Genomic DNA, 20,193 nt, shown 5'->3' with positions numbered 1-20,193 from the left:
TGCCGTAGGAAGTGAGTCACGGAAGAAGTAACTCACTCATAAAGTATCTCAATCATTGAGAGATACTAGGCTGGGGGGATGAGCGGCTCCGATGCACCCACGGCATCTCTTCCGTCGGACGACCCCACCGGGTTGCAGACCTTCGCCGTTCTGTTGCGCCGGATGAACAGCGAGTTCAACCGCATCGCCCAGGAGTTCGCCCAGGAACAGGGCCTGCACCTCACCGACATGCAGGCCCTGATCGCGATCCTGGACGCCGACTCCGACTCCGACCCGGACGCGGGGGGCGAGCCCATGACCCCGGGCCGGCTGCGGGGGCAGCTCAATCTCACGTCCGGAGCGGTGACCGCCTGCCTCGACCGGCTGGAGCGGGCCGGGCACATCCGCCGGGTCCGTGACGCCGGTGACCGCCGCGTGGTGCACCTGCACTACGCCGACGCGGCCCGGGGCCTGGCGAGGGACTGCTTCCGCCCCCTGGCCCGGAGCACCGACGCGGCCCGGGGCCGCTTCAGCCCCGAGGAGCTGGGGGTGGTCGTCCGGTTCCTCGCCGAGATGAACGCGGAACTCGTCCTGCTGCGCCGGGGCTCCGCCTGACGAGGCCCGCTTCTCCCGGTCGAAGCCGGTGTCCCGGCCGCGCTTCTCCCGCGCCGGGACCTCGTCCCGCACCTGGTCGAGGTGACCGAGGACCGCGCCGGCCCCGTCGTCGCCGAGAGAGAGACGCAGGGGTGTGTGCTCGGCGTCCGGGGCGGCCGGGACGAGCCGCACCCGCCCCGACCTGCCGTCCGCCCCGACCTGCCGTCAGCCTCCCGACGTGTCCAGGACGTAGGCGTCCCCGTCCTCCGGGAAGGGCTTCGGGTCGGTGATCCAGCCCGCGGCGAGGACGAGACCCGTCTCGCGGTGCACGGCGAGGAACCCGAAAGGGCGGTCGAAGACGGCGTGGGCCCGTGTCGTCTCGTGCTGAGGTTCGGGCCGGTCCTCCCAGCCCAGCCACACCGCCTCCATCAGGGTCACGGCCGCCGCGCGGAACCCCTCGGCGCTGAACGTCGCCGTGACCGACTGCCGGCCGGAGGCCAGGGCGAGCGGTGCGGCGCTGATGCCCGGGAAGTGGCCCGGGGCGCCGTCCGCGGCCGTGGCGAGACCGAACGACGCCGCGTGGTCCAGCAGGTCGTGATCCGCGGTCAGAGTGAACTCGGCGGTGCTCAGCGTCAGCGCCGGCGGTTCGGGCCGGTGGGTGCGCAGCCTCTCCAGCCGCAGCCCGGGCCCGGCCTGACCGTGCGGCAGCCGGCTCCCGGGAACCGCGGTGAGCGCACCGCCGACGACGTCGACCCCTGCCCCGATGACCTGAGCGGGCGTCAACCGCGTGTCGCCGAGGAGGAGAAGGACGTCCAGCCCGTTCGTGCCGCGCACCGTCGCCAGGGTCACCGGTCCCCCCGGGGTCCGCGCGAGCGCCACGTCGTCGAGCCCGGGACGGGTGCGGGTGAGCCCGGCCCGGTCGTGATCGCCCCACGGCATGAGGTCGCCCTTGAAGGGCACCTCCCAGTCCGTCCGCAGCACCAGCCCGCTCGCCAGCACCAGGGACGTGTCCGGCCGCAGCACCGCCGGCATCCGCTCGATCGCCCCGCCGGTTCGCCGTGCGGCCCAGGCGTCCAGCGCCCGCCGGTCCGTGCCCGCGTCTCCCGTGAGCACCCCGAGCGCCCCGACCGGCACCTCCGAGGCCCACTCCTCGCGCAGTTGCAGCGTCCGCACGGTCCACAACCCGAGCGCGGACTCCAGACCGTCGATCTCCGCCAGCGCCGCGAGCAGCTCCCGCGCCGCCGCTGCCGCCCGGTCCGCCGGCACACCCAGGGCGTCGCCCAACTCCTCGCGGGCCGCCCCCTTCGCTCCCGACGCGAGGAGGGCCAGCAGGGGCCACACCCCCGCCGCCGAGAACACCGTGCCCCCGGAGACGTGCGACGCCCAGCGGGCCGTGAGGGCGTTCGCCGCCCGTATCGCCTCGTTCGTCGCCCGCATTCCGCCCCCGTGACCCCGCCGCTTACGATGCGCCCAGCCGTATGCCGGTTCCGGACGGCCGCTTCCGCACCGCCTCAGCCAGGAGCACCGTACCCGTGTCGATACCCCCGCCCCCCGGGCGCCGGCAGCCCGAGGACCCGTTCGCCCCGCCCGTGGTGAACCGGCCCCAGGGAAACCCGGCTTACACCCCCTTCGGCCCTGCCGGCCGCCCCTACGGCGCTCCGGTCTCCGTCAACGCCCTCGCCGTGGCCGCACTGGTCCTCGGCGTGCTCTGCTTCCTGCCCGCCGCGGGGCTCGTGCCGGGGCTGATCGCGCTGCGGCAGATCCGGCGGTCCGGGCAGAGCGGGCGGGGCATGGCGATCGCGGGGTCGGTGCTGTCGTTCGCCGGGATCGCCCTGTGGGCGGTGGTGCTGTCCACGGGAGCCGCGTCGAAGGCATGGGAGGGGATCAAGGACGGCGTGCAGGGCAACGAGAGCCTGTCGCTGGAGAAGGGCGACTGCTTCCACGCGCCCGGCGGGCTGGAGGGCGACACCTCCGACGTCGACCGGGTGCCGTGCCGGGGCGGGCACGACGGTGAGGTGTTCGCGGTCGTCACCCTGCCCGGCGGTGCCTTCCCGGGCGACTCCCGGATCACCGACGTCGCCGACGAGAAGTGCTACGCCCTCCAGGAGCAGTACGCGATGGACACCTGGGCGATGCCGGCCGATGTCGGCGTGTACTACCTGATGCCGTCCCGGCAGAGCTGGCGCTACGGCGACCGCGCGATCACCTGCATCTTCGGCAACACCGATTCCGAGGCCGGGCTCACCGGCTCCCTGCGCGGCGACGCCACCACGCTCGACACCCACCAGGTCGTCTTCCTGTCGGCGGCCGACGCCCTCGACGCGGCGCTCCAGGAGGAGCCCGAGACGACTCCCGAGGCGGACCTCGCCGCCCACCGGGCCTGGGCCGCCCGGGTCCACGACGTGCTCGGCGAACAGATCGGGGTCCTGCGCCGGCACGCCTGGCCGGCCGGCGCCCGCACACCCGTCGGCGGCCTCGTCGCGGACCTGGAGGACGCCCGGACGGAGTGGAAGAGGGCGAGCACCGCGGGTGACGCGGACACCTACTACGCGCACTACGGCAAGGCGTACGGCTTCGTGGACGGGCCGGCGACCGTAACGGCGCGCAAGGCCCTCGGTCTGGCGGCGACCCCGCCGGCCCTAGGGGACGGCGAGAAGAACGAGAAGAAAGAGTCCGAAGCACAGGTGTGACGGCGGCTATAGCGGGGAGAAAGTGCCTGCGTAAAGCCCTCCACCCTCCCTTGTCATCACATCGAGTGATTCTCTGGCCTTTGCTTGCACCGCACAACCTACGGTTGCCACGCTGTTGCTGTCTGTACAACCTGATGGGAGCGGCCAGTGACATTCGGTGAGCAGCCGGCGTATCTGCGCGTCGCGGGTGATCTCCGCCAGAAGATCGTCGACGGTCAGCTGCCACCGCACACCCGCCTCCCCTCCCAGGCCAGAATCCGCCAGGAGTACGGGGTCTCGGACACGGTCGCGCTGGAGGCCCGCAAGGTGCTCATGGCGGAGGGCCTGGTCGAGGGGCGTTCCGGCTCGGGGACCTATGTCCGCGAGCGGCCCGTGCCCCGGCGTATCTCCCGCTCCGGCTACCGCCCGTCCGGCGGGGCCACGCCGTTCCGCCAGGAGCAGGCCGACGGCGAGGGCCGCGGCACGTGGGAATCCAGCAGCGAGCAGTCCGAGGCGAGTGTCGCGGTCGCCGAGCGGCTGGGCATCGAGCCGGGCGAGCGGGTCATGTGCACGCGGTATCTCTACCGCGAGGGCGGCGAGGCGATGATGCTCTCCACGTCCTGGGAGTCCCTCGCCGTCACGGGGCGTACGCCCGTGATGCTGCCGGAGGAGGGGCCGGTCGGCGGCATGGGCGTCGTCGAGCGCATGCGCGCCATCGACGTGGTCGTGGACAACGTCACGGAGGAGGTCGGCGCCCGGCCCGGCCTCGCCGAGGAGCTGCTCGTCCTCGGCGGCGTCCCGGGCCACGTGGTCCTGGTCATCCAGCGCACCTTCTACGCCTCCGGACGTCCGGTGGAGACGGCCGACGTGGTCATTCCGGCCGATCGGTACCGGGTCGCCTACCACCTTCCGGTCAAGTAGCGCACGCTCGCATCCGCCCCGCGGCGCGCTCCTCGCGCGCCCCGCTCACCCGATCGCCGTACGGTCCGACCTGGGCCGGGGTGTCGCAAGCCCCAGGTCCGAGCCTCGTTCGCGCAGGTGGGCGCCTGTGTATGCGGTATGCCCGCATCTGGTTGCGCAGAGGCGCGCGGACGGCGCGTTCACCGGCGTGCGCCCCCTGCGTCCTGGCCGGTTGCGTACCTCTTCGTGAAAACCCGTATTCGCTCCGTGAAGGTTAGGCGTAGGCTCGGGCATATGCGCATTGCGGTTTCCTTGGCGGGTGGGGCACGGCACAGGCCGCGGGCGGGACGTGGAGGGGCGCGATGAACGACAGCACGGTCACTCTCCCCTGGCTCGTGATACGAGAGGACGACAACGGCAACCGCTACCGAGTGGGCCGGTACGCGACCCGGGCCGAGGCCCAGAAGATCGCGGACAGCCTCGACGGTCGCGGCCACAAGCAGTTGTACTGGGTCGAGCGGCTCGGCCAGAACGGGCCGGCCGTGGCGCACGACTGACCGCCCCCGGGGCGCCCCGGGGAGGGCACCGGAGGCCGGAGGGGCTCCCGTAGGCTCCCCGCATGAGTGAGCGGATCGTCGTGGGTGCCGCGCTGGTCGAGGACGGGCGGCTGCTGGCCGCCCGGCGCAGCGCGCCCGTCGAGCTGGCCGGGCGCTGGGAGCTGCCCGGAGGCAAGGTCGAGCCCGGGGAGACGGCCGACGCGGCGCTCGCGCGGGAGTTGCGCGAGGAACTCGGCGTCGACGCCGAGGTGAGCGAGCGCGTCCCGGGTGAGTGGCCTCTCAGGACGCCCTACGTCCTGCAGGTGTGGACCGCCCGGCTGCGCCCCGGCTCAGCCGCTCCCCGGCCGCTCCAGGACCACGACGAACTGCGCTGGCTCGGTCCCGGCGAGATCTGGGACGTGCCCTGGCTCGACCAGGACGTCCCGGCCGTACGGCAGACCCTCGCGCACCTGGGAGTCGCGCGGACCCCGTCGTCCCGCGCCCCCGGCCCTGGCAGACCGGAAGAGCCCGGCCCTGGCAGACCGGAAGAGCCCGGCCCCGGCTGACCGGAGAGCCCCGCTCTGTCGGGGCTGTAATAGCCCGGCGCCTGAAGCTCGTCCGGGGCGTGCGGTCACCATCGCACTGCCGTGCCACGCCCTTTACGCCTTTCGTGCCACTGCGCGCCGTCCCGCGCGATACTCCAACCCTGATATCGGGTATGTGCTCATTAACCCCATGAAACCGGACATGGGTGGGGCTCCTGCCTGGGAAGTGATCGGCGTGATCGACACCGAGGGCGACTGCGCCGACTGGACCTTTCCCGCCGAACCGGGCGCCGTACGCACCGCTCGCCAGGCCGTGCGCGGCCAACTCCGCGACTGGGGCCTGGACAGCCTCGCGGACCTCGCGGCACTGCTGGTCAGCGAGTTGGTCACCAACGCCCTGCGACACGCCACGGGGCCCATCGGGGTCCGCCTGGTGCGCCGCTCGGGCCTGGACGGCGCGCTCCTGGTCGAGGTCTCCGACCCGCTGCCGGACCCGCCCCGCGAGCGCGCCGCCCGACTCGAGGACGAGAGCGGCCGCGGACTGCACCTGGTGGCCTCCTCCTCCCGTCGCTGGGGTACCCGGCCCGGCGCCACGGGCAAGACGGTGTGGTTCGAACTCGCGGTTCCGGAGTGAATATCCGGTGTACGTACGGGCCGCCGCTGTAGAGCGATTGGTTCAGGCCAGTGGCGGTTGCCGGTGGACGGGATTCGAGGGCGTGTCCCCTGGTTAGAAGACTGGAAGTGTTGTCACGGTCCGGACCGAAAACCATCGGGACCGTGCTGTGATCGTGAACACCGTGTTGTGCGGCACCGTAGTGCTGGATACTGCGGGCAGCCGCCCCCGGTGACCGGTGCCGGACGCGGTGAGCTGGAGGGGACGGTTCGCGTGAGCGAGATACCAGCGAAGGCCACGGGGTCCGAGGACCCGGCGGAGGGCGCGAGGGCGAGGGCTGCCGACGGCCTGGCCTCCGCGGTGGGAGGCGCGCTCGCCGCCGACGGTGTGCCGTCCGGGGACGCCATGTGGCAGAGCAGTCCCCCCGGATCCATCTACGACTACATCAAGGTGGCGTCCTTCTCCATCGGCCCCGACGGGCTGGTCGACCAGTGGAGCCTGCGCGCCGAGCACCTCTTCGGCATCCGCGCCGACCGTGCCGTGGGCATGGACCCCATCGAGGCGTTCATCGACCCGCGCCACCGCGAGCGCGGCATGCGCAAGATGGCCGAGATCCTCGACGGCCGCGAGTGGACCGGTGTGGTGCCCTTCCGGATGCCGAGCGGCACCGAGGGGGAATGCGGACACGAGGGACTCGCCGAGGTGTACGTCATGCCGACGCGCACCGAGGAGGGTGAGAAGGCCGCCGTCTGCATCGTCGTCGACGTGCGCACCCTGCGCAGCATCGAGACCGACCTCGCCGCCTCGCAGGCCATTTTCAGTCAATCCCCGTTCGGTTTCCTGCTGATCGACCCCGACCTGCGGGTCCGGCGCGCCAACCAGCGGTTCGCGTCCATCTTCGGCGGCACGCCCGACGACCACCGCGGCAAGGGCGTCCACGACTACCTCCAGCGCGGCGAGGCCGAGCGGGTGGCCGCGACCCTGCGCCGCGTGCTGGAGACCGGCAACTCCATCACGGACATGCACGTCACGGGCTTCGTGCCGGGCTCCGACGAGCGCCGCCACTGGTCCGTCAACCTCTATCGCGTGCACAGCGGTTCGGGCCGCCCCATCGGCGTCGCCTGGCTCGGCACCGACATCACCGCCCGTCGCGCCGCCGCCCGTGAGGCCGCCGCGGCCCGGCGCAACCTCGCCCTGCTGAACGAGGCCGGTGCCCGTATCGGCAACTCCCTCGACCTGGAGACGACGGCCCGTCAGCTCCTCGACGTGGTCGTCCCCGGCTTCTGCGACCTGGCCACGGTCGACCTCTACCAGGGGCTGCTGGCCGGTGACGAGACGCCCCCCGGGCTCGCCGACGGCAGCGCCGAGCTGCGCCGGGTGGCCTTCGCCAGCGCCGTCTCCGACGAGCCCTTCGCGGGCGCCGGCGTGCCCGTCCCGGTCGGGGCCGTCCACCACTACCCGTTCAACTCGCCCTGCGCGGACGCCCTGCGCACCGCCCGGCCCCAGACCGTCCCGGGCGAGGACGGCGGGCTCGTGCAGTCCACGCTCGCCGTGCCGATGGTCGCCCACGACACCGTCGTCGGGCTCGTGCAGTTCGCCCGTACGAAGGGCAGCGAGCCGTTCGGCGACCGGGACCGCGACCTCGCCGTGGAACTGGCCGCGCGGGCCGCGGTCTGCATCGACAACGCCCGCCTCTACCGCCGCGAGCACGAACGCGCGTTGATACTGCAACGGTCCCTGCTCCCGCCCGGCGACCCGGAGGCCTCCGGCCTCGACATCGCCTGCCGCTATCTGCCCGGCAACGTCAACACCGGCCGGCCCAGCGAGGTCGGCGGCGACTGGTTCGACGTCATCGAACTGCCCGGGCACCGCACCGCGCTGGTAGTCGGCGACGTCATGGGCCGCGGCCTGCGCGCCGCCGTCGCCATGGGCGAACTCCGCACGGCGGTCCGCACGCTGGCGCAGCTCGACCTCGAACCGGCCGAGGTGCTCTCCCAGCTGGACGAGATCGCCCGTGGCCTCGGCGCCCCCGGGGGCGTCCAGCAGGCGACCAGGGCGGCCCGCCGCCCCCGCGAGGCGGACCTGTCGGAGGTGTACCTCGCCACCTGCGTCTACGCCGTCTACGACTCCGTCACCCGGCGCTGCACCTTCGCCAACGCCGGCCATCTGCCGCCCGTGCTGGTCGAGCCGGGCGAGGCGGCGCTGATGCTCGACGTGCCGCCGGGCATGCCGCTCGGCGTCGGCGGGGAGCCCTTCGAGGAGGTCGAGGTCGAACTGCCCGAGGGCGCCCTGCTCGCGCTCTACACGGACGGCCTGGTCGAAAGCCGCGACCACCCCCTGGACGAGGGCCTCCAGGCCTTCGTCAGCGCCCTCTCCGACCCGACCCAGCCGCTGGAGGACGTCTGCGACCACGTCCTCAACACCCTCGACACCCACCACGGCGAGGACGACATCGCGCTGCTGATGGCACGTGTACAGGGGCTGCCCACGGAGTCCGTCGGGGACTGGACCCTGCCGCGCGAGCCGCGCAGCGTGGGCCGGGCCCGCGAGTTCGCGCGCGCCCAGCTGCTCGCCTGGGACATGGAGCCCCTGGTCGACACCACGGAGCTCCTGGTCAGTGAGCTGGTCACCAACGCCCTGCGCTACGGCGAGGGCGAGATCCGGCTGCGCCTGCTGCTCGACCGCACCCTGGTCTGCGAGGTCTGGGACTCCGGCCTGGTCCAGCCCCGCCGCCGCCGGGCCCGCGACACCGACGAGGGCGGCCGGGGCCTCCAACTGGTCGGCCTGCTGAGCGCCGCGTGGGGCTCCCGCCGCACGCCCCGGGGGAAGACGGTGTGGTTCGAACTGCCCCTGCCGGGCGGCGACACGAGCCTCACGGATCCGGCGGAGGCACTGCTGAGCCTGTTCTAGCAGGGTCTGGCCCCAGCACTTCTCCGCGCCGGGCACCACTGGTCGCTGACAGCCCGCCAGGAGATTCACGCCGAATCTGCTTCGCCACACCGGTTGCGCTGGACCGGGACGGCTGCTGGGCGCGGTTGTCCGTGTCACGCGCGAAGCCGGTCATGGCGAGCGGGGCCAGGGTGCGTCAGTCCTGCTGTCGGTCGCGCAGGACGGCGAGGACGGCGGTACGTGGTTGGCTCGCCGGATCCACGAGGCCTGCACTGGTGTCAGACGTCGCCGACAACTCGGCCAGTGCCTCCGATGGCGACATTCCTCGGTCGTGCGCAGCCCGCAGACGCTCAAGCCAGGTCAATCCTGCACGGTAGGTCGCATCGTCGCCGACGTCCGCCGGCTCGAAGCTCGCGGCGTTGTCCGCGTCGGAGGCCCACAGGTAGCCGAGCAACTCGCCTTCCGCTCCGCGGACCGGCACGTACAGAACCTCACCCTCAGCCGTCCGACGGTAACCGATGCGTCCGAACCCGGGAGCATGCGTGAAGACGTAGTACCGGGTCGGCACCTCGAAACTGGACCACACGTCCGATGCAGCACCGTCGGCATTGAAGAAATTGTCGGCGCCGCTTTGGGTGGGCTTTGAAAAGTATGTCGGGTCGTCCGGGTCCGTCTCTGCTGCGAGAACCTCGGACAGGGCGCTCAGTGCCGCCGACAAGCGAGGGCTGTTTGCAGCGTGGATCTCGTACTGCTGCCGCCCCTCGAGGTCATAGGGCAGCCATGCATCGGTGTGTGTCACCAGGTCGACAGTGACGAACTCGGCAAATGAGGAAGCCCCGAGCCGGAACAGCTTCTCCTGCCGGACCACCTCCCCTTCGGCGCCCGTCACGATATAGCCCGAGCACTCGGCGTAGGCGTCCACGGAACCGATGTCACCGGCGCGCATTCCCGCCCTTACCCGATCAGCCAGCTGCGCGGCAGCTCGCGCGGCGTCCCACTCGCCCGGCGTGCGAGCCTCCGTGGAGAGCTTTCCCTTGAAGAGGAGACTGTTCGACTTGCGAGCCTCAGACACCGAGACATGAACAAGGGGCGCATCCGTTGCCAGTCGGTGATCAGCCAGTACGCGGTAAGCGGTAAGCAGGTCCCGCAGACAGCAGACCAAGGCGTCGGCCGACTCGTCGTCACGTCCCCAGGTCCAGCGGGCGACGGGGGTAGAGGTGATCACAGCGCTCCTTCCGGCGTGAATGCTTGGGCAGGCATTTGGACTCCCACCCGGATCGGGATCCCCCCCTCGAAGACGAGACATGGAGGGCCGATGGCCGGGATCCGCCGGACCCGGTGGTTGATGCGGTACTCGACGACACTGTCGGTCTGCCCCGTGGCGGCGAACAGTGCCGACCCGATCCGAGGGCGGAGACAGACGCCTCCCACGTCTCGAGCTGTGCTGCGCGGGGATCCACCGTGCACCGGGCCTGCATGTGCAGCAGGGCGGTGTCGAACAAGATTTCGATCTTGCCGGCCCGCTACTCGACCCTTTCGGCGTCCCCCGCGGCATCTTCCCCGAGAGACTCGGCGTAGCTCGCGGACTGAGGACTGGGTTCCCGGTGCCGGGCGACGGTGGTGGTCAAGGCGCCGCCTCGTGTGCCTGTCGGTCACGTCGAGATGACGCCGCCCGGAGTGCGTCATGTGGGGAATTCGCCGCACCAGTTGCGCTTGATCAGGACGGCCGGCAGGTACTCGGACTCCACCTCGACGGGCAGGCCCGCATCGTGGGCGAAGCAGGCGATGGCGAGCGGGGCGAGGGCGACGAGACCCGAAGCCTGGAAGGTGCGGTCCTCCTCGCTCCAGTACTGCTTGTGCAGTTCGAGCGCCCGGGCCAGTGCCTGGCTGAAGGTCTCGGGGTCCTTCCGGATGAAGCGGTGGAAGACCTCCATCGGCGGATACAGCAGCTTGCCACCGTCTCGGGGTACGCGACGGCTTCGGGTTCGGTGCCGTCGACCGCGGCGACCAGCTTCGGCCCCAGGTCCGGGCCGCCGAGCCAGTAGGTCTGGAGGGTGTCGATCCAGAGGTAGTGGTACTCCTCGAACTGCCCGCCGTTCTCCCGCAGAAGGGACAACGGGAGTTGGCACAGAGCGGTGATCCGGTCCCTTTCACGGCAGATCACGGCCAGGTAGAAGGCGGAGAGCCAACTACCGGGATTCACGTACCACTGTGGACCGGTGGCCTGCAGCGTGCGGTCCTTGTGAGCGATGCGGCACTGCGCCTGGTCGTCCGTCGTGGTCGCCGCAGCGAAGACGGCTGAGCCGACCTGCATCGCCGTGACCCAGGCATCCCACGTCGGGAACTCCGCAGCCCGGGGATCGACCAGGCAGCGCGACTGGGCCTGGGTGAGCGCGACGCGCTGGATGTCGCCCAGCCTCGTGGGCCTTTCCTCCAGCCCGTCGATCAGCTGCCGCACGTTCTCCTGGAGCACAGCGAGACCCTCTTCCGCGTTCCCCGTGGGCAACGGAGGGCGATGAATGATGGCAGGCAGCGCATTCTCCTTGCGAAACGTGTCGTCCCCGAGCCGTGCCCGCCGCCGTCAGGTGCTGTACTCGCCCACCCAGGACCGCCGCAGTAGCGCTCGTGGGATGTACTCGGACTCGACCTCGACGCGCATGTCGGCGTCATAGGCCATGCAGGCGAGGGCGAGCGGGGCGAGAGCGACCAGCCCTTCGCCGTTGAGCCGCCGTGCCTCGTTGGCGGTCCAGTACTCCTTGTGCCAGGTGAGGGCATTGACAAGTGCGGCGTTGAACTGCTCGTTCTCCCGGCGCAGATAGCACTGGAACAGCTCGAGCGGCGGATAGAGGATTTTCAGCATGAGCTCCGGGCCGGCGATCGTGGCCGCCTCAGGGGTCGTGCCGTCGACGGCGGTGACGAGCGTGTCCCAGGTCTCCTGGCGGCCGGACCAGAAGTGCTGCAGCGTCTCCACCCACGAGTAGACGTACTCGTCGAACTGCGAGCCGGACTCCCGCAGGAAGGAGACGGGTACTTGTGCCAGCTGGTTGACCCGGTCGTTGTCGCGGCAGATCACCGCCAGGTAGAACGAGGTCAGCCAGTTGCCCGCGTGCAGATAGTCCTGCGGGCCGGTGGCGGGCAGATGCTTGACCTCACCGTTGCTGCCCACCCGGCATGGCACAGTGCCCTCGGTGGCCAGGCCGGCGGCGAAGAGACCGCAGCCGACCTGCATGGCGGTGACCCAGGCCTCCCAGGCGGGGAACTCACCTGCTGTCGGGTCCGTGAGGCAGCGCCACTTCGCCAGGGTGAGCGCGGCCTGCAGGGCGTCGTACCGGTCGTCCTCCGACGTCTCGATGTGGTCGAGTACGTCCTTGGTGCTCTTAATGATGGGCGCCATGAGCTCGCCCGCGTTGTCCGTGCGGAACTCATGGCGGGCAATGCGGGTGACCACTTGCTCTCCTCGGACTAGATCTTCAAATGCTCGATGACGGCACCGGCGTAGGAGTGACCAGTATTGTCAACAGCCTTCACCAAAACGTACTGCACCTTCCCTTCCCGCAGCGCGGCGCGCAGGTCGGCAGCGATCTCGGCGTCCTTACCACCACGACTCGTCATCTCCGCCAGGATCGTGCGGATATAGGGCCTGGTTCCCTGCTTGACCCGCATGCCCTGGCCTCCTCCGTCGTGGAGGGCCGGGTCCGACGGATCCGGGTCGGCCTTGCCCTTGCGCCAGTCGAGGTCGCCCGACGGGGCCTTCTCCTCCACGATGAGGTAGTCACCGTCGTCGCTCAGTTTGTACACGTCGTCGAACATGTTGGCGCCGTTGGGCGTCTTCGGTAGTACGACGGGCTCGGCGGTCGGGAACTCCTTCGGGATGACGTGGTGGCGGGCTGCCGCCTCGCCCAGCTTCTCGGAGTGCTTGCTGTTGTTCGAGATGCCTTCGAGGTGTTCGTCGTAGGCCTTCTGCGCCTTGTCCAGGGCGTCCGCGTTCGTTGCCGACGGAGTGTCCTCGAATGCTCGCTCGGCGTTCAGCAGATCCACGGACAGCCTGCGGTTGCGCGCCGCCTCGTCGAGGTGCGGACGACTGTGTGAGGGAGCGGTGTCGGGGTCGAGGTGCGAGGGGTTGAACTTGATCTCCGACGGCCCGTGCGGAAGGTTGTGCGTGGCCATCCAGCCGCCACCCGGCTTCTCGGTGAGCTGGGGCAGAAGCTGGCCGTCGACCAAGCGCTCCGCACTGTTGCGCTTGCCGAGGCCCCACTTGTCATAGTGCTCCGCCCGCCAGACCGGGTCCTCGTTGGCCAGCCGGACGTGTTCACGGGTGATCGCCGCCCGCTCGTCGGGCGTGCGGTCGTCGGCAGGCTTCTCACGTGCCGCCTCGTACTCCTCGCGGTGCCGAGCGGCCTCGTCCGCGTGCTGAGCCGGCCCGCCGGTGGCGTCGTCCGCCCCGCCCGTGACGTCGTCCGCGCCTCGGGCCGCGTCGTCCGCACCCGCGCCCAGGCCGTCCGTGCCCCGGCCCAGGTCGTCCGCGCCTCCTGGTAGGCCGCTGCCCGGCGTCGGCGGCCCGTGGTGGCCACCGGTGCCTGTTGCGGGGCCGTCGCTGTGTGTGCCGCTCGTGCCCGGGCCGTCCGTGTGGCCGGCGGTGGAAGGTGTCCCCGGGCGTCCCGCACCCGTCCCCGGGGTGCTGTCGGTGCTGCCGTGGCGCCCGTTGTCCAGCTCGTTCGTGGGCATGTGGTCGCCCACCCGACCTCCCGGCGTGTGGCCCGCCGTGCCGCCCGGAAGGTGGTCGCCCGCCAAGCCCCCGGGGAGGTCCCCTCCGGCGTGGACAGCCGGCGTGGTGGCCGGGTTGTCCGTGGCCCGGCCGACGTCGCCCAGGTTGGTGTCGAGGCTGTTTGCCAGGTTCAGGTGGGTGCCCGCGTCCACCGTGTGCGGGGCCGCGCCCGCCAGCGCCGGGACCTTCGCCGGGGAGTCCACCCGCGGCACGTCCGCGCCCGCCGGACCCGTGCTCTCCGGGCCCGCGGGGCGGTCCACGACGTCCTGCGTACCGGGCTTGTCCACGTCCAGCAGGACCTTGCCCTGCCCGTTCACGATGTTCCCGTTGCTGTCGGCGTACAGGGTCGGATCGCCGCTCTCGGCTTTCACCGGCAACGCGTCCTGGTGCACCACCGGCACGTCGTCGGGCACCTTGAACCCGCCACCCGGCAGCTCGTGCAGCCCTGCCGGGGCCGCCGCACCCTCCGGCAGGTGCACCGTCCCGTCCGGCAGCACCGACGAACCCTTCGGCAGGGTGACCGCGTTCTCCGGCAGCGTGGGGATGTCGATGGTGCCGACCCCGCGCAGGCCCTTGGTGATGTCGCCGATCTTCGACAGGCCCGCACCGGCGCCCTTGGCGATGTAGGTCATCGGGTCGATGACCCGGCCCGCCTTGCCCGCCACCGACAGGGCCTTGGCGACCGCGCCGGCCTTGCCCGCACCCGCCGCAGCACCACCCGCGCCACCGGTGAACACCGTCGTCAGCACGTTGAACGTGACCGCACCCGCGGCGCGGGCGGGGTTCTTGCCCCACTCGTCCCACGCCACCAGCGCCTTGCCCGTCTCCTTCATCGCCGTGCGCGAATCACGCAGCCAGGACGGCATGTCCTTGTCCGAAGCCGTCCAGAACCACGTCTGCGCCCCGGGGATCGACGTGATCACCAGGCCGGTCGCCAGCTGCGCCAGACCCTTCCACGCCTGACCCATCGCGTCCCAGCCACCGAAGCCCACCAGCGTGCCCAGGCCCTTGATCGTGCCCCACACACCGTCCACGATCAGGCCGTCCCACACGAACGACTTCACCCAGTGGCCGACCTCGTACCACTTGTGCTTCTCCTCCACCGGGTCACCCCAGGGAAGCTTCGCGTTCTTCAAGTCGTCGGCGTTGAAGCCGTACTGGTTCTTCTTCTTCGAACCGTCCCCGGCCACCATCTGCGTCCCGCCCCACAGAGCGGTGATCCTGTTGTGGCAGGTCCGCTCCGCAGCCCAGAACGCCGCCACCGTGGAGGTGATGTCGTCACGCAGCTGGTTGTGCTCGTCGACCTTGTCCTCGTCGTACTCCCACTCGTCATCGTCCTTGACCGAGGAGACGAAGGCCGCGGCATCCGCCTTCAGCTGCTTCAGCTTCGCCACCAGCGGGCGGACCTCGGTCGCGTACGACGACAGCGCACCCGAGACCTTCTCCAGGCCGTCGGCGAAATCGTCCGCCCTCTCCTTCACCGGTTTCGTCGTAGCGAACAACTGCTCCGCCTCCGGAGCGTCGTAATACGCCGACAGACCCTGGAACCGGGAGTGGATGTCGCCGCCGGCGTCCCGGACATGACCCGCGTCCTTCTTCAGGTCCGCGTAGTCCGTCTCCAGCTGCTCCAGATTCCCGGTGAACTGCGGGATCTTCTCCGGCTGGATCACTGCTCTCCCACCCCCGTGTGTCCGTCACCATCGGCTCGGCAAGTCCCCTCGAGCCTTGGCAAGTTGGATCATCATATAAATGAGGCGAGGGTGGTTCGGGGGCCCGTCACGGAATCCCTACAGGTGGGCCTCGCCGGCCGAGGGGATCGCTCGTCCACCGCAACCGAACGTCAGTGCTGATCGTCCTCCCCGGCAACACCAACCGCATCACCGGGGAGAGACGGTATGGAACGCACGGAGGGCACTTTCCCGACCGAAGCCGCAGCCGCCGAGGACGAGGAGGCCGTCCCCGGGGTCCCCGACTCTGCCCGAGCACGCGACCGCCCCCGACGCACGCGGCGCCGGCGCTGGATCAGACGCACGGCCATCGGCCTCCCCTTACTCCTCCTGCTCCCGCTCCTCTCCGCCCTGACAGCCCTCCGGATCAACTACACGGGCGACCCCGCCGACGGCACCCGCACCCGCGACCGCGACGCCCTCTGGCTCGGCCACGCCTGGGTCGACGGCCGCAAGAAGGACTCCGACGTCACCGCCCTCGCCCGCCGCCTGCGAGGCACCGGCATCCGCGACCTGTACGTGCACTCGGGCCCGCTGGAGCACGACGGGACACTCCCGAAGTCGGGGTACCCGAAGGCCCGTTGGTTCATCGAGGCCGTCCACGACAAGATCCCCGGCGTCCGCGTCCAGGCGTTCCTCGGCGATGTCCTCGCCACCGAGACGCCCGACGGCATGCGCCTGGAGCAGCCGGAGACCCGCGCCGCAGTGGTCCGCTCCGCCCGGCAGGTCCTGGACGCCGGCTACGAGGGCGTTCACCTGGACCTGGAGCCTCTGCACTCGGGCGACCGCGACTACCTCACCCTCCTCGACGCCCTGCGCCGCGAGACCCGCTCCCGCGACGCGCAACTCTCCGTCGCCGCCCACCAGATCGACCCGCTCCCGGCGTTCCACACCGTCTGGGGCGGCATCACCGGCCACCCCAAATGGTGGTCGCAGGAGTTCTTCGGCCAGGTCGCCCGCCGCGTCGACCAGATCGCCGTGATGTCGTACGACACGATGCAGCCGCTGGAGAGCACCTACGGCGGCTACGTCGCCCAGCAGACGTCCCTCGCCCTGGAGGTCACCCCGCCGTCCACCGACCTGCTGATGGGGCTGCCCTTCTTCCACGAGAACCGCTTCGGGCACTGGAACCACGCCGAAACCGTCCCCGCCGCCGTGCGAGGCGTCCGGCTCGGCCTGTCCCGCACGGACGCCGACCGGGCCAACTTCGGCGTCGCGCTGTACATCGATTTCGCCGCCACCGGGGCGGACTGGCGTGCCTACAAGGAAGACTGGGTGCGGTGACCACGACCCGACGCCCCCTCACCACCACCGACCTCGCCCCCCTCGCCCGTGCCGCCCTGGGCCGCTCCCGTGCGCTCACCGGCGTGGAACGCCTGCGCGGCGGCACCAAGAAAGGCGTCTACCGCCTCACCCTCGACGACGACTCCACCGCCGTCGCCTACGTCTGGTCCGCCGACGAGGACTACTGGGATCAGCCGGACCCCGATCCCCGGGACGTCTTCTCGCACGGCACGGGCCTCGGCCTGTTCACGGCGGCCCACGACCGGCTCACCGCCGCCGGTGTCCGCACCCCCCGCCTTCGGTACGCCGACTCCACGCACACGCACCTGCCCGCGGACGCGGCCGTCGTCGAGGACCTCACCGGAGGCAGCCTGGAGGACGCCCTGACCCGCGACCCGGAGCAGGCCCCGCGGGCCATGGAGCGGACGGCCGAACTGCTCGCCACCCTGCACAGCCACACCGGTCCCCGGTTCGGGAAGGTCGCCGTCGTCGACCAGGGTGGTTCCTCGTACGGCGTCTCCTGCGAGCAGCAGGTCACCGAAGGGGCCCTGCGTGCCGTGGCCGAAGCCGCCGCACGCGACCCCCGCGCCGCCGCCGCACGCCGGGAGCTGGAGGCGGAGATCCACGCCCTGGCCGCCGAGGTCCGGCCCCGCGACCGCCACACCCTCGTGCACGGCGAACTCGGGGCCGACCACATCCTGCTCACGCCCGACGGGCAACCGGCGCTCATCGACATCGAGGGCCTGATGTACTTCGACGCGGAGCACGAACACGTCTTCCTGCGGCTCCGCTTCGGCCCCCACTACGACGCCCTGCGCGCCCCCGGCCTGGACGAGGCCCGTCTGCGTCTGTACCGCCTGGCGATGCACATCGGCCTGGTCTCGGGCCCGCTGACCCTCATCGAGGGCGACTTCCCGCACCCGGAACGGATGCGGGAGATCGCCGAACACAACCTCCACCAGGCCGTCAGCCTGCTGAAGAGCGCCTCCTGATCTTCGAGCCCAGCCACACCAGCGGGTCGTACTTGCGGTCGACCGCCCGCTCCTTCAGCGGGATCAGCGCGTTGTCCGTGATCTTGATGCCCTCGGGGCAGACCTCCGTGCAGCACTTGGTGATGTTGCAGTAGCCGAGGCCGTGTTCGTCCTGGGCGGTGGTCTTGCGGTCCAGGCCCGCCTCCGACGCCGCGTCCAGCGGGTGCATGTCCAGCTCCGCCACCCGCATCAGGAAACGCGGCCCGGCGAACGCCTGCTTGTTCTCCTCGTGGTCGCGCACCACGTGGCAGGTGTCCTGGCACAGGAAGCACTCGATGCACTTGCGGAACTCCTGCGAGCGGTCCACGTCCTCCTGCATCATCCGGTACTCGCCGGGAGCGACACCGGCCGGCGGGACGAAGGCCGGCACCTCCCTCGCCTTCCGGTAGTTGAAGCCGACGTCGGTGACCAGGTCGCGGATCACCGGGAAGGCGCGCAGGGGCGTGACCGTGATCGTCTCCGCCCGGTCGAAGACCGACATGCGCGTCATGCACAGCAGCCGGGGACGGCCGTTGATCTCGGCCGAGCACGAACCGCACTTGCCCGCCTTGCAGTTCCAGCGCACGGCGAGGTCGGGGGCCTGGGTCGCCTGGAGGCGGTGGATGATGTCGAGCACCACCTCGCCGTCGTTGACCTCGACCTTGAAGTCCTCCAGGTCGCCGCCTCCCGTGTCCCCGCGCCACACCTTGAAGTGGGCCGTGTAGCCGCTCATTCGTACAGCTCCTCTTCGGCGAGGTACTTGACCAGCTCCTCCTTGTCGAACAAGGCGAGCAGGTCGGCACGGACGGGTTCGGTGGTCTCCCGGGTGAGGGCGATCTGGCCGCGGACCGGGTCCGTCGCCGCCAGTCCGCCCGTCGGGTCGGTGAGCGCGCACAGCAGGTTGATCCGCCGCCACTTGCGGTCCATGCCCGGGTGGTCCTCCCGGGTGTGCCCGCCGCGCGACTCGGTGCGCTCCAGCGCGGCCCGTGCCACGCACTCGCTGACCAGCAGCATGTTCCTGAGGTCCAGGGCGAGGTGCCAGCCCGGGTTGAACTGCCGGTGCCCCTCGACCCCGGCCCGGCGCGCCCGCAGCCGCAGCTCGGCCAGCTTCTGAAGGGCCTGCTCCATCTCCGGCTCCCGGCGGATGATGCCGACCAGGTCGTTCATCGTCTGCTGGAGCTCCTGGTGCAGGGTGTACGGGTTCTCCGGCGGGCCGCCCTCAGGCTCCTCGATCTCCGCCTCGGCCGAGAAGGGCCGCAGGGCCTCCGCCGCCGCCGAGTCGATCTGTACGTCGTCCACGACGGGCCGCGCCCCCGCAAGCCCCGCCGCGTACTCGGCCGCGTGCCGGCCGGCCCGGCGGCCGAACACCAGCAGGTCGGACAGGGAGTTGCCGCCGAGCCGGTTGGAGCCGTGCATGCCGCCGGCCACCTCACCGGCCGCGAACAGGCCCGGCACCCCGCGCGCCGCCGCCGTGTCGGAGTCGACCGCGACCCCGCCCATCACGTAGTGGCAGGTGGGCCCGACCTCCATCGCCTCCGCCGTGATGTCGACGTCCGCCAGCTCCTTGAACTGGTGGTACATCGACGGCAGCCGGCGCCTGATGACCTCGGCGGGCATCCGGGTCGACACGTCGAGGAAGACGCCCCCGTGCGGGGAGCCGCGTCCCTCCTTCACCTCGGCGTTGATCGCCCGCGCGACCTCGTCACGGGGGAGCAGCTCGGGCGGGCGCCGGTTGTGGTCCGGGTCGTCGTACCAGCGGTCGCCCTCCTCCTCCGTCTCGGCGTACTTGTCCTTGAAGACGTCGGGGACGTAGTCGAACATGAACCGCTTGCCCTCGGAGTTGCGCAGCACCCCGCCGTCGCCGCGCACCGACTCGGTGACGAGGATGCCCTTCACCGACGGCGGCCAGACCATGCCGGTCGGGTGGAACTGCACGAACTCCATGTTCAGCAGGGGAGCGCCCGCGAGCAGGGCCAGTGCGTGGCCGTCGCCGGTGTACTCCCAGGAGTTCGAGGTCACCTTGAAGGACTTGCCGATGCCGCCGGTGGCGATCACCACGGACGGGGCCTCCAGTACGAAGAACCGGCCCGACTCGCGCTCGTAGGCGAAGACCCCGCAGACCCGGCCGCCCTCCTTGAGCACACGCGTGACCGTGCACTCCTGGAAGACCTTCAGCCGGGACTCGTGGTCACCGGTCTCCTTGTAGTCCTCCTGCTGGAGGGAGACGATCTTCTGCTGGAGGGTGCGGATCAGCTCCAGGCCGGTGCGGTCACCGACGTGCGCGAGGCGCGGGTACTCGTGCCCGCCGAAGTTGCGCTGGGAGATCCGGCCGTCCTTCGTACGGTCGAAGAGCGCGCCCCAGGTCTCCAGCTCCCACACCCGCTGCGGTGCCTCCTGGGCGTGCAGTTCGGCCATCCGCCACTGGTTGAGGAACTTGCCGCCGCGCATGGTGTCGCGGAAGTGCACCTGCCAGTTGTCACCGCTGTTGACGTTGGCCATGGCCGCGGCGATGCCGCCCTCGGCCATCACCGTGTGCGCCTTGCCGAACAGCGACTTGCAGATCACGGCCGTACGGGCGCCCCGCTCGCGGGCCTCGACGGCGGCGCGCAGTCCGGCGCCGCCCGCCCCCACCACGACGACGTCCCACTCCTGCCGGTCGACCACGGACATCAGAACGCACCC

Annotated in this window: 16 protein-coding genes and 1 pseudogene; 9 read left to right on the top strand and 8 right to left on the bottom strand. The window is 71.0% G+C overall.

Annotated features, from left to right (window positions below; all coding sequences use genetic code 11):
* Nucleotides 1-78 precede the first annotated feature (78 nt).
* The gene (locus ACFCXS_RS00475; RefSeq protein WP_376640468.1) at nucleotides 79-594 is read left to right on the top strand and encodes a MarR family winged helix-turn-helix transcriptional regulator; all 516 of its coding nucleotides are present in this window, start codon (nucleotides 79-81) and stop codon (nucleotides 592-594) included.
* Nucleotides 595-798: 204 nt separating this feature from the next.
* Here the strand turns inward: ACFCXS_RS00475 and ACFCXS_RS00470 are convergent, their stop codons facing one another.
* Entirely contained in the window at nucleotides 799-2,010 is a 1,212-nt protein-coding gene (locus ACFCXS_RS00470) for a serpin family protein (protein WP_376640466.1), read from the bottom strand.
* A gap of 95 nt (nucleotides 2,011-2,105) precedes the next feature.
* Between ACFCXS_RS00470 and ACFCXS_RS00465 the strand changes: the two genes are divergently transcribed.
* The 6 genes from ACFCXS_RS00465 (at nucleotide 2,106) to ACFCXS_RS00440 (ending at nucleotide 8,746) form a co-directional block, all read left to right on the top strand.
* On the top strand, nucleotides 2,106-3,263 hold the full coding sequence (locus ACFCXS_RS00465) for a DUF4190 domain-containing protein (protein ID WP_376640464.1): 1,158 nt from the start codon (nucleotides 2,106-2,108) through the stop codon (nucleotides 3,261-3,263).
* A gap of 147 nt (nucleotides 3,264-3,410) precedes the next feature.
* On the top strand, nucleotides 3,411-4,163 hold the full coding sequence (locus tag ACFCXS_RS00460) for a GntR family transcriptional regulator (protein WP_376640462.1): 753 nt from the start codon (nucleotides 3,411-3,413) through the stop codon (nucleotides 4,161-4,163).
* A gap of 341 nt (nucleotides 4,164-4,504) precedes the next feature.
* The gene (locus tag ACFCXS_RS00455) at nucleotides 4,505-4,699 is read left to right on the top strand and encodes an SPOR domain-containing protein (RefSeq protein ID WP_033311135.1); all 195 of its coding nucleotides are present in this window, start codon (nucleotides 4,505-4,507) and stop codon (nucleotides 4,697-4,699) included.
* Nucleotides 4,700-4,761: 62 nt separating this feature from the next.
* Nucleotides 4,762-5,244, top strand: coding sequence for a (deoxy)nucleoside triphosphate pyrophosphohydrolase (locus ACFCXS_RS00450; RefSeq protein ID WP_376640459.1), 483 nt, complete (start codon nucleotides 4,762-4,764; stop codon nucleotides 5,242-5,244).
* A gap of 181 nt (nucleotides 5,245-5,425) precedes the next feature.
* Nucleotides 5,426-5,857 (top strand): ATP-binding protein, encoded by a 432-nt coding sequence (locus ACFCXS_RS00445; RefSeq protein ID WP_376640457.1) that lies wholly within the window; start codon nucleotides 5,426-5,428, stop codon nucleotides 5,855-5,857.
* Between the two features lie 252 nt (nucleotides 5,858-6,109).
* Nucleotides 6,110-8,746 carry a SpoIIE family protein phosphatase gene (locus ACFCXS_RS00440; protein WP_376640455.1) on the top strand — a complete coding sequence of 879 codons (2,637 nt, stop codon included), beginning with the start codon at nucleotides 6,110-6,112 and terminating at the stop codon, nucleotides 8,744-8,746.
* Nucleotides 8,747-8,921: 175 nt separating this feature from the next.
* Here the strand turns inward: ACFCXS_RS00440 and ACFCXS_RS00435 are convergent, their stop codons facing one another.
* The 5 genes and pseudogenes from ACFCXS_RS00435 to ACFCXS_RS00415 form a co-directional block, all read right to left on the bottom strand.
* On the bottom strand, nucleotides 8,922-9,950 hold the full coding sequence (locus ACFCXS_RS00435) for a hypothetical protein (protein ID WP_376640453.1): 1,029 nt from the start codon (nucleotides 9,948-9,950) through the stop codon (nucleotides 8,922-8,924).
* A 457-nt stretch (nucleotides 9,951-10,407) separates the two neighbouring features.
* Nucleotides 10,408-10,659, bottom strand: a complete 252-nt coding sequence (locus ACFCXS_RS00430; RefSeq protein WP_376640451.1) for an immunity 49 family protein — start codon at nucleotides 10,657-10,659, stop codon at nucleotides 10,408-10,410.
* Nucleotides 10,660-10,754: 95 nt separating this feature from the next.
* A pseudogene (locus ACFCXS_RS00425) lies at nucleotides 10,755-11,039 on the bottom strand (immunity 49 family protein); the annotation flags it as partial.
* Nucleotides 11,040-11,306: 267 nt separating this feature from the next.
* Nucleotides 11,307-12,173, bottom strand: a complete 867-nt coding sequence (locus ACFCXS_RS00420; protein ID WP_376640449.1) for an immunity 49 family protein — start codon at nucleotides 12,171-12,173, stop codon at nucleotides 11,307-11,309.
* 14 nt (nucleotides 12,174-12,187) lie between these two features.
* Nucleotides 12,188-15,160: a hypothetical protein gene (locus ACFCXS_RS00415; RefSeq protein ID WP_376640447.1), complete on the bottom strand. Its 2,973-nt coding sequence runs from the start codon at nucleotides 15,158-15,160 to the stop codon at nucleotides 12,188-12,190.
* A 225-nt stretch (nucleotides 15,161-15,385) separates the two neighbouring features.
* Here ACFCXS_RS00415 and ACFCXS_RS00410 point away from each other — a divergent pair, with 225 nt between their 5' ends.
* Together ACFCXS_RS00410 and ACFCXS_RS00405 are read left to right on the top strand one after the other, a co-directional pair.
* Nucleotides 15,386-16,501 (top strand): hypothetical protein, encoded by a 1,116-nt coding sequence (locus ACFCXS_RS00410; RefSeq protein ID WP_376640445.1) that lies wholly within the window; start codon nucleotides 15,386-15,388, stop codon nucleotides 16,499-16,501.
* Nucleotides 16,498-17,493 carry a phosphotransferase family protein gene (locus ACFCXS_RS00405; protein WP_376640443.1) on the top strand — a complete coding sequence of 332 codons (996 nt, stop codon included), beginning with the start codon at nucleotides 16,498-16,500 and terminating at the stop codon, nucleotides 17,491-17,493. The genes ACFCXS_RS00410 and ACFCXS_RS00405 overlap by 4 nt, the downstream gene beginning before the upstream one ends.
* Here the strand turns inward: ACFCXS_RS00405 and ACFCXS_RS00400 are convergent.
* Nucleotides 17,468-18,244 carry a succinate dehydrogenase/fumarate reductase iron-sulfur subunit gene (locus ACFCXS_RS00400; RefSeq protein ID WP_376640442.1) on the bottom strand — a complete coding sequence of 259 codons (777 nt, stop codon included), beginning with the start codon at nucleotides 18,242-18,244 and terminating at the stop codon, nucleotides 17,468-17,470. The two genes, ACFCXS_RS00405 and ACFCXS_RS00400, sit on opposite strands and share 26 nt — an antisense overlap.
* Nucleotides 18,241-20,181, bottom strand: coding sequence for a fumarate reductase/succinate dehydrogenase flavoprotein subunit (locus tag ACFCXS_RS00395; RefSeq protein WP_376640440.1), 1,941 nt, complete (start codon nucleotides 20,179-20,181; stop codon nucleotides 18,241-18,243). The genes ACFCXS_RS00400 and ACFCXS_RS00395 overlap by 4 nt, the downstream gene beginning before the upstream one ends.
* Nucleotides 20,182-20,193: the final 12 nt, after the last annotated feature.

Origin of the sequence: Streptomyces sp. NPDC056373 (genome assembly GCF_042262425.1) — a bacterium.
GTDB lineage: Bacteria > Actinomycetota > Actinomycetes > Streptomycetales > Streptomycetaceae > Streptomyces.
This window is presented reverse-complemented; position numbering and strand designations above follow the sequence as displayed.

What these genes read in the sequence shown, in the direction of transcription:
- ACFCXS_RS00430 (WP_376640451.1), bottom strand. Translation starts at nt 10,659, where the DNA reads ATGGAGGTCTTCCACCGCTTCATCCGGAAGGACCCCGAGACCTTCAGC.
- ACFCXS_RS00470 (WP_376640466.1), bottom strand. Translation starts at nt 2,010, where the DNA reads ATGCGGGCGACGAACGAGGCGATACGGGCGGCGAACGCCCTCACGGCC.
- ACFCXS_RS00410 (WP_376640445.1), top strand. Translation starts at nt 15,386, where the DNA reads ATGGAACGCACGGAGGGCACTTTCCCGACCGAAGCCGCAGCCGCCGAG.
- ACFCXS_RS00400 (WP_376640442.1), bottom strand. Translation starts at nt 18,244, where the DNA reads ATGAGCGGCTACACGGCCCACTTCAAGGTGTGGCGCGGGGACACGGGA.
- ACFCXS_RS00475 (WP_376640468.1), top strand. Translation starts at nt 79, where the DNA reads ATGAGCGGCTCCGATGCACCCACGGCATCTCTTCCGTCGGACGACCCC.
- ACFCXS_RS00445 (WP_376640457.1), top strand. Translation starts at nt 5,426, where the DNA reads ATGGGTGGGGCTCCTGCCTGGGAAGTGATCGGCGTGATCGACACCGAG.
- ACFCXS_RS00395 (WP_376640440.1), bottom strand. Translation starts at nt 20,181, where the DNA reads ATGTCCGTGGTCGACCGGCAGGAGTGGGACGTCGTCGTGGTGGGGGCG.
- ACFCXS_RS00455 (WP_033311135.1), top strand. Translation starts at nt 4,505, where the DNA reads ATGAACGACAGCACGGTCACTCTCCCCTGGCTCGTGATACGAGAGGAC.
- ACFCXS_RS00450 (WP_376640459.1), top strand. Translation starts at nt 4,762, where the DNA reads ATGAGTGAGCGGATCGTCGTGGGTGCCGCGCTGGTCGAGGACGGGCGG.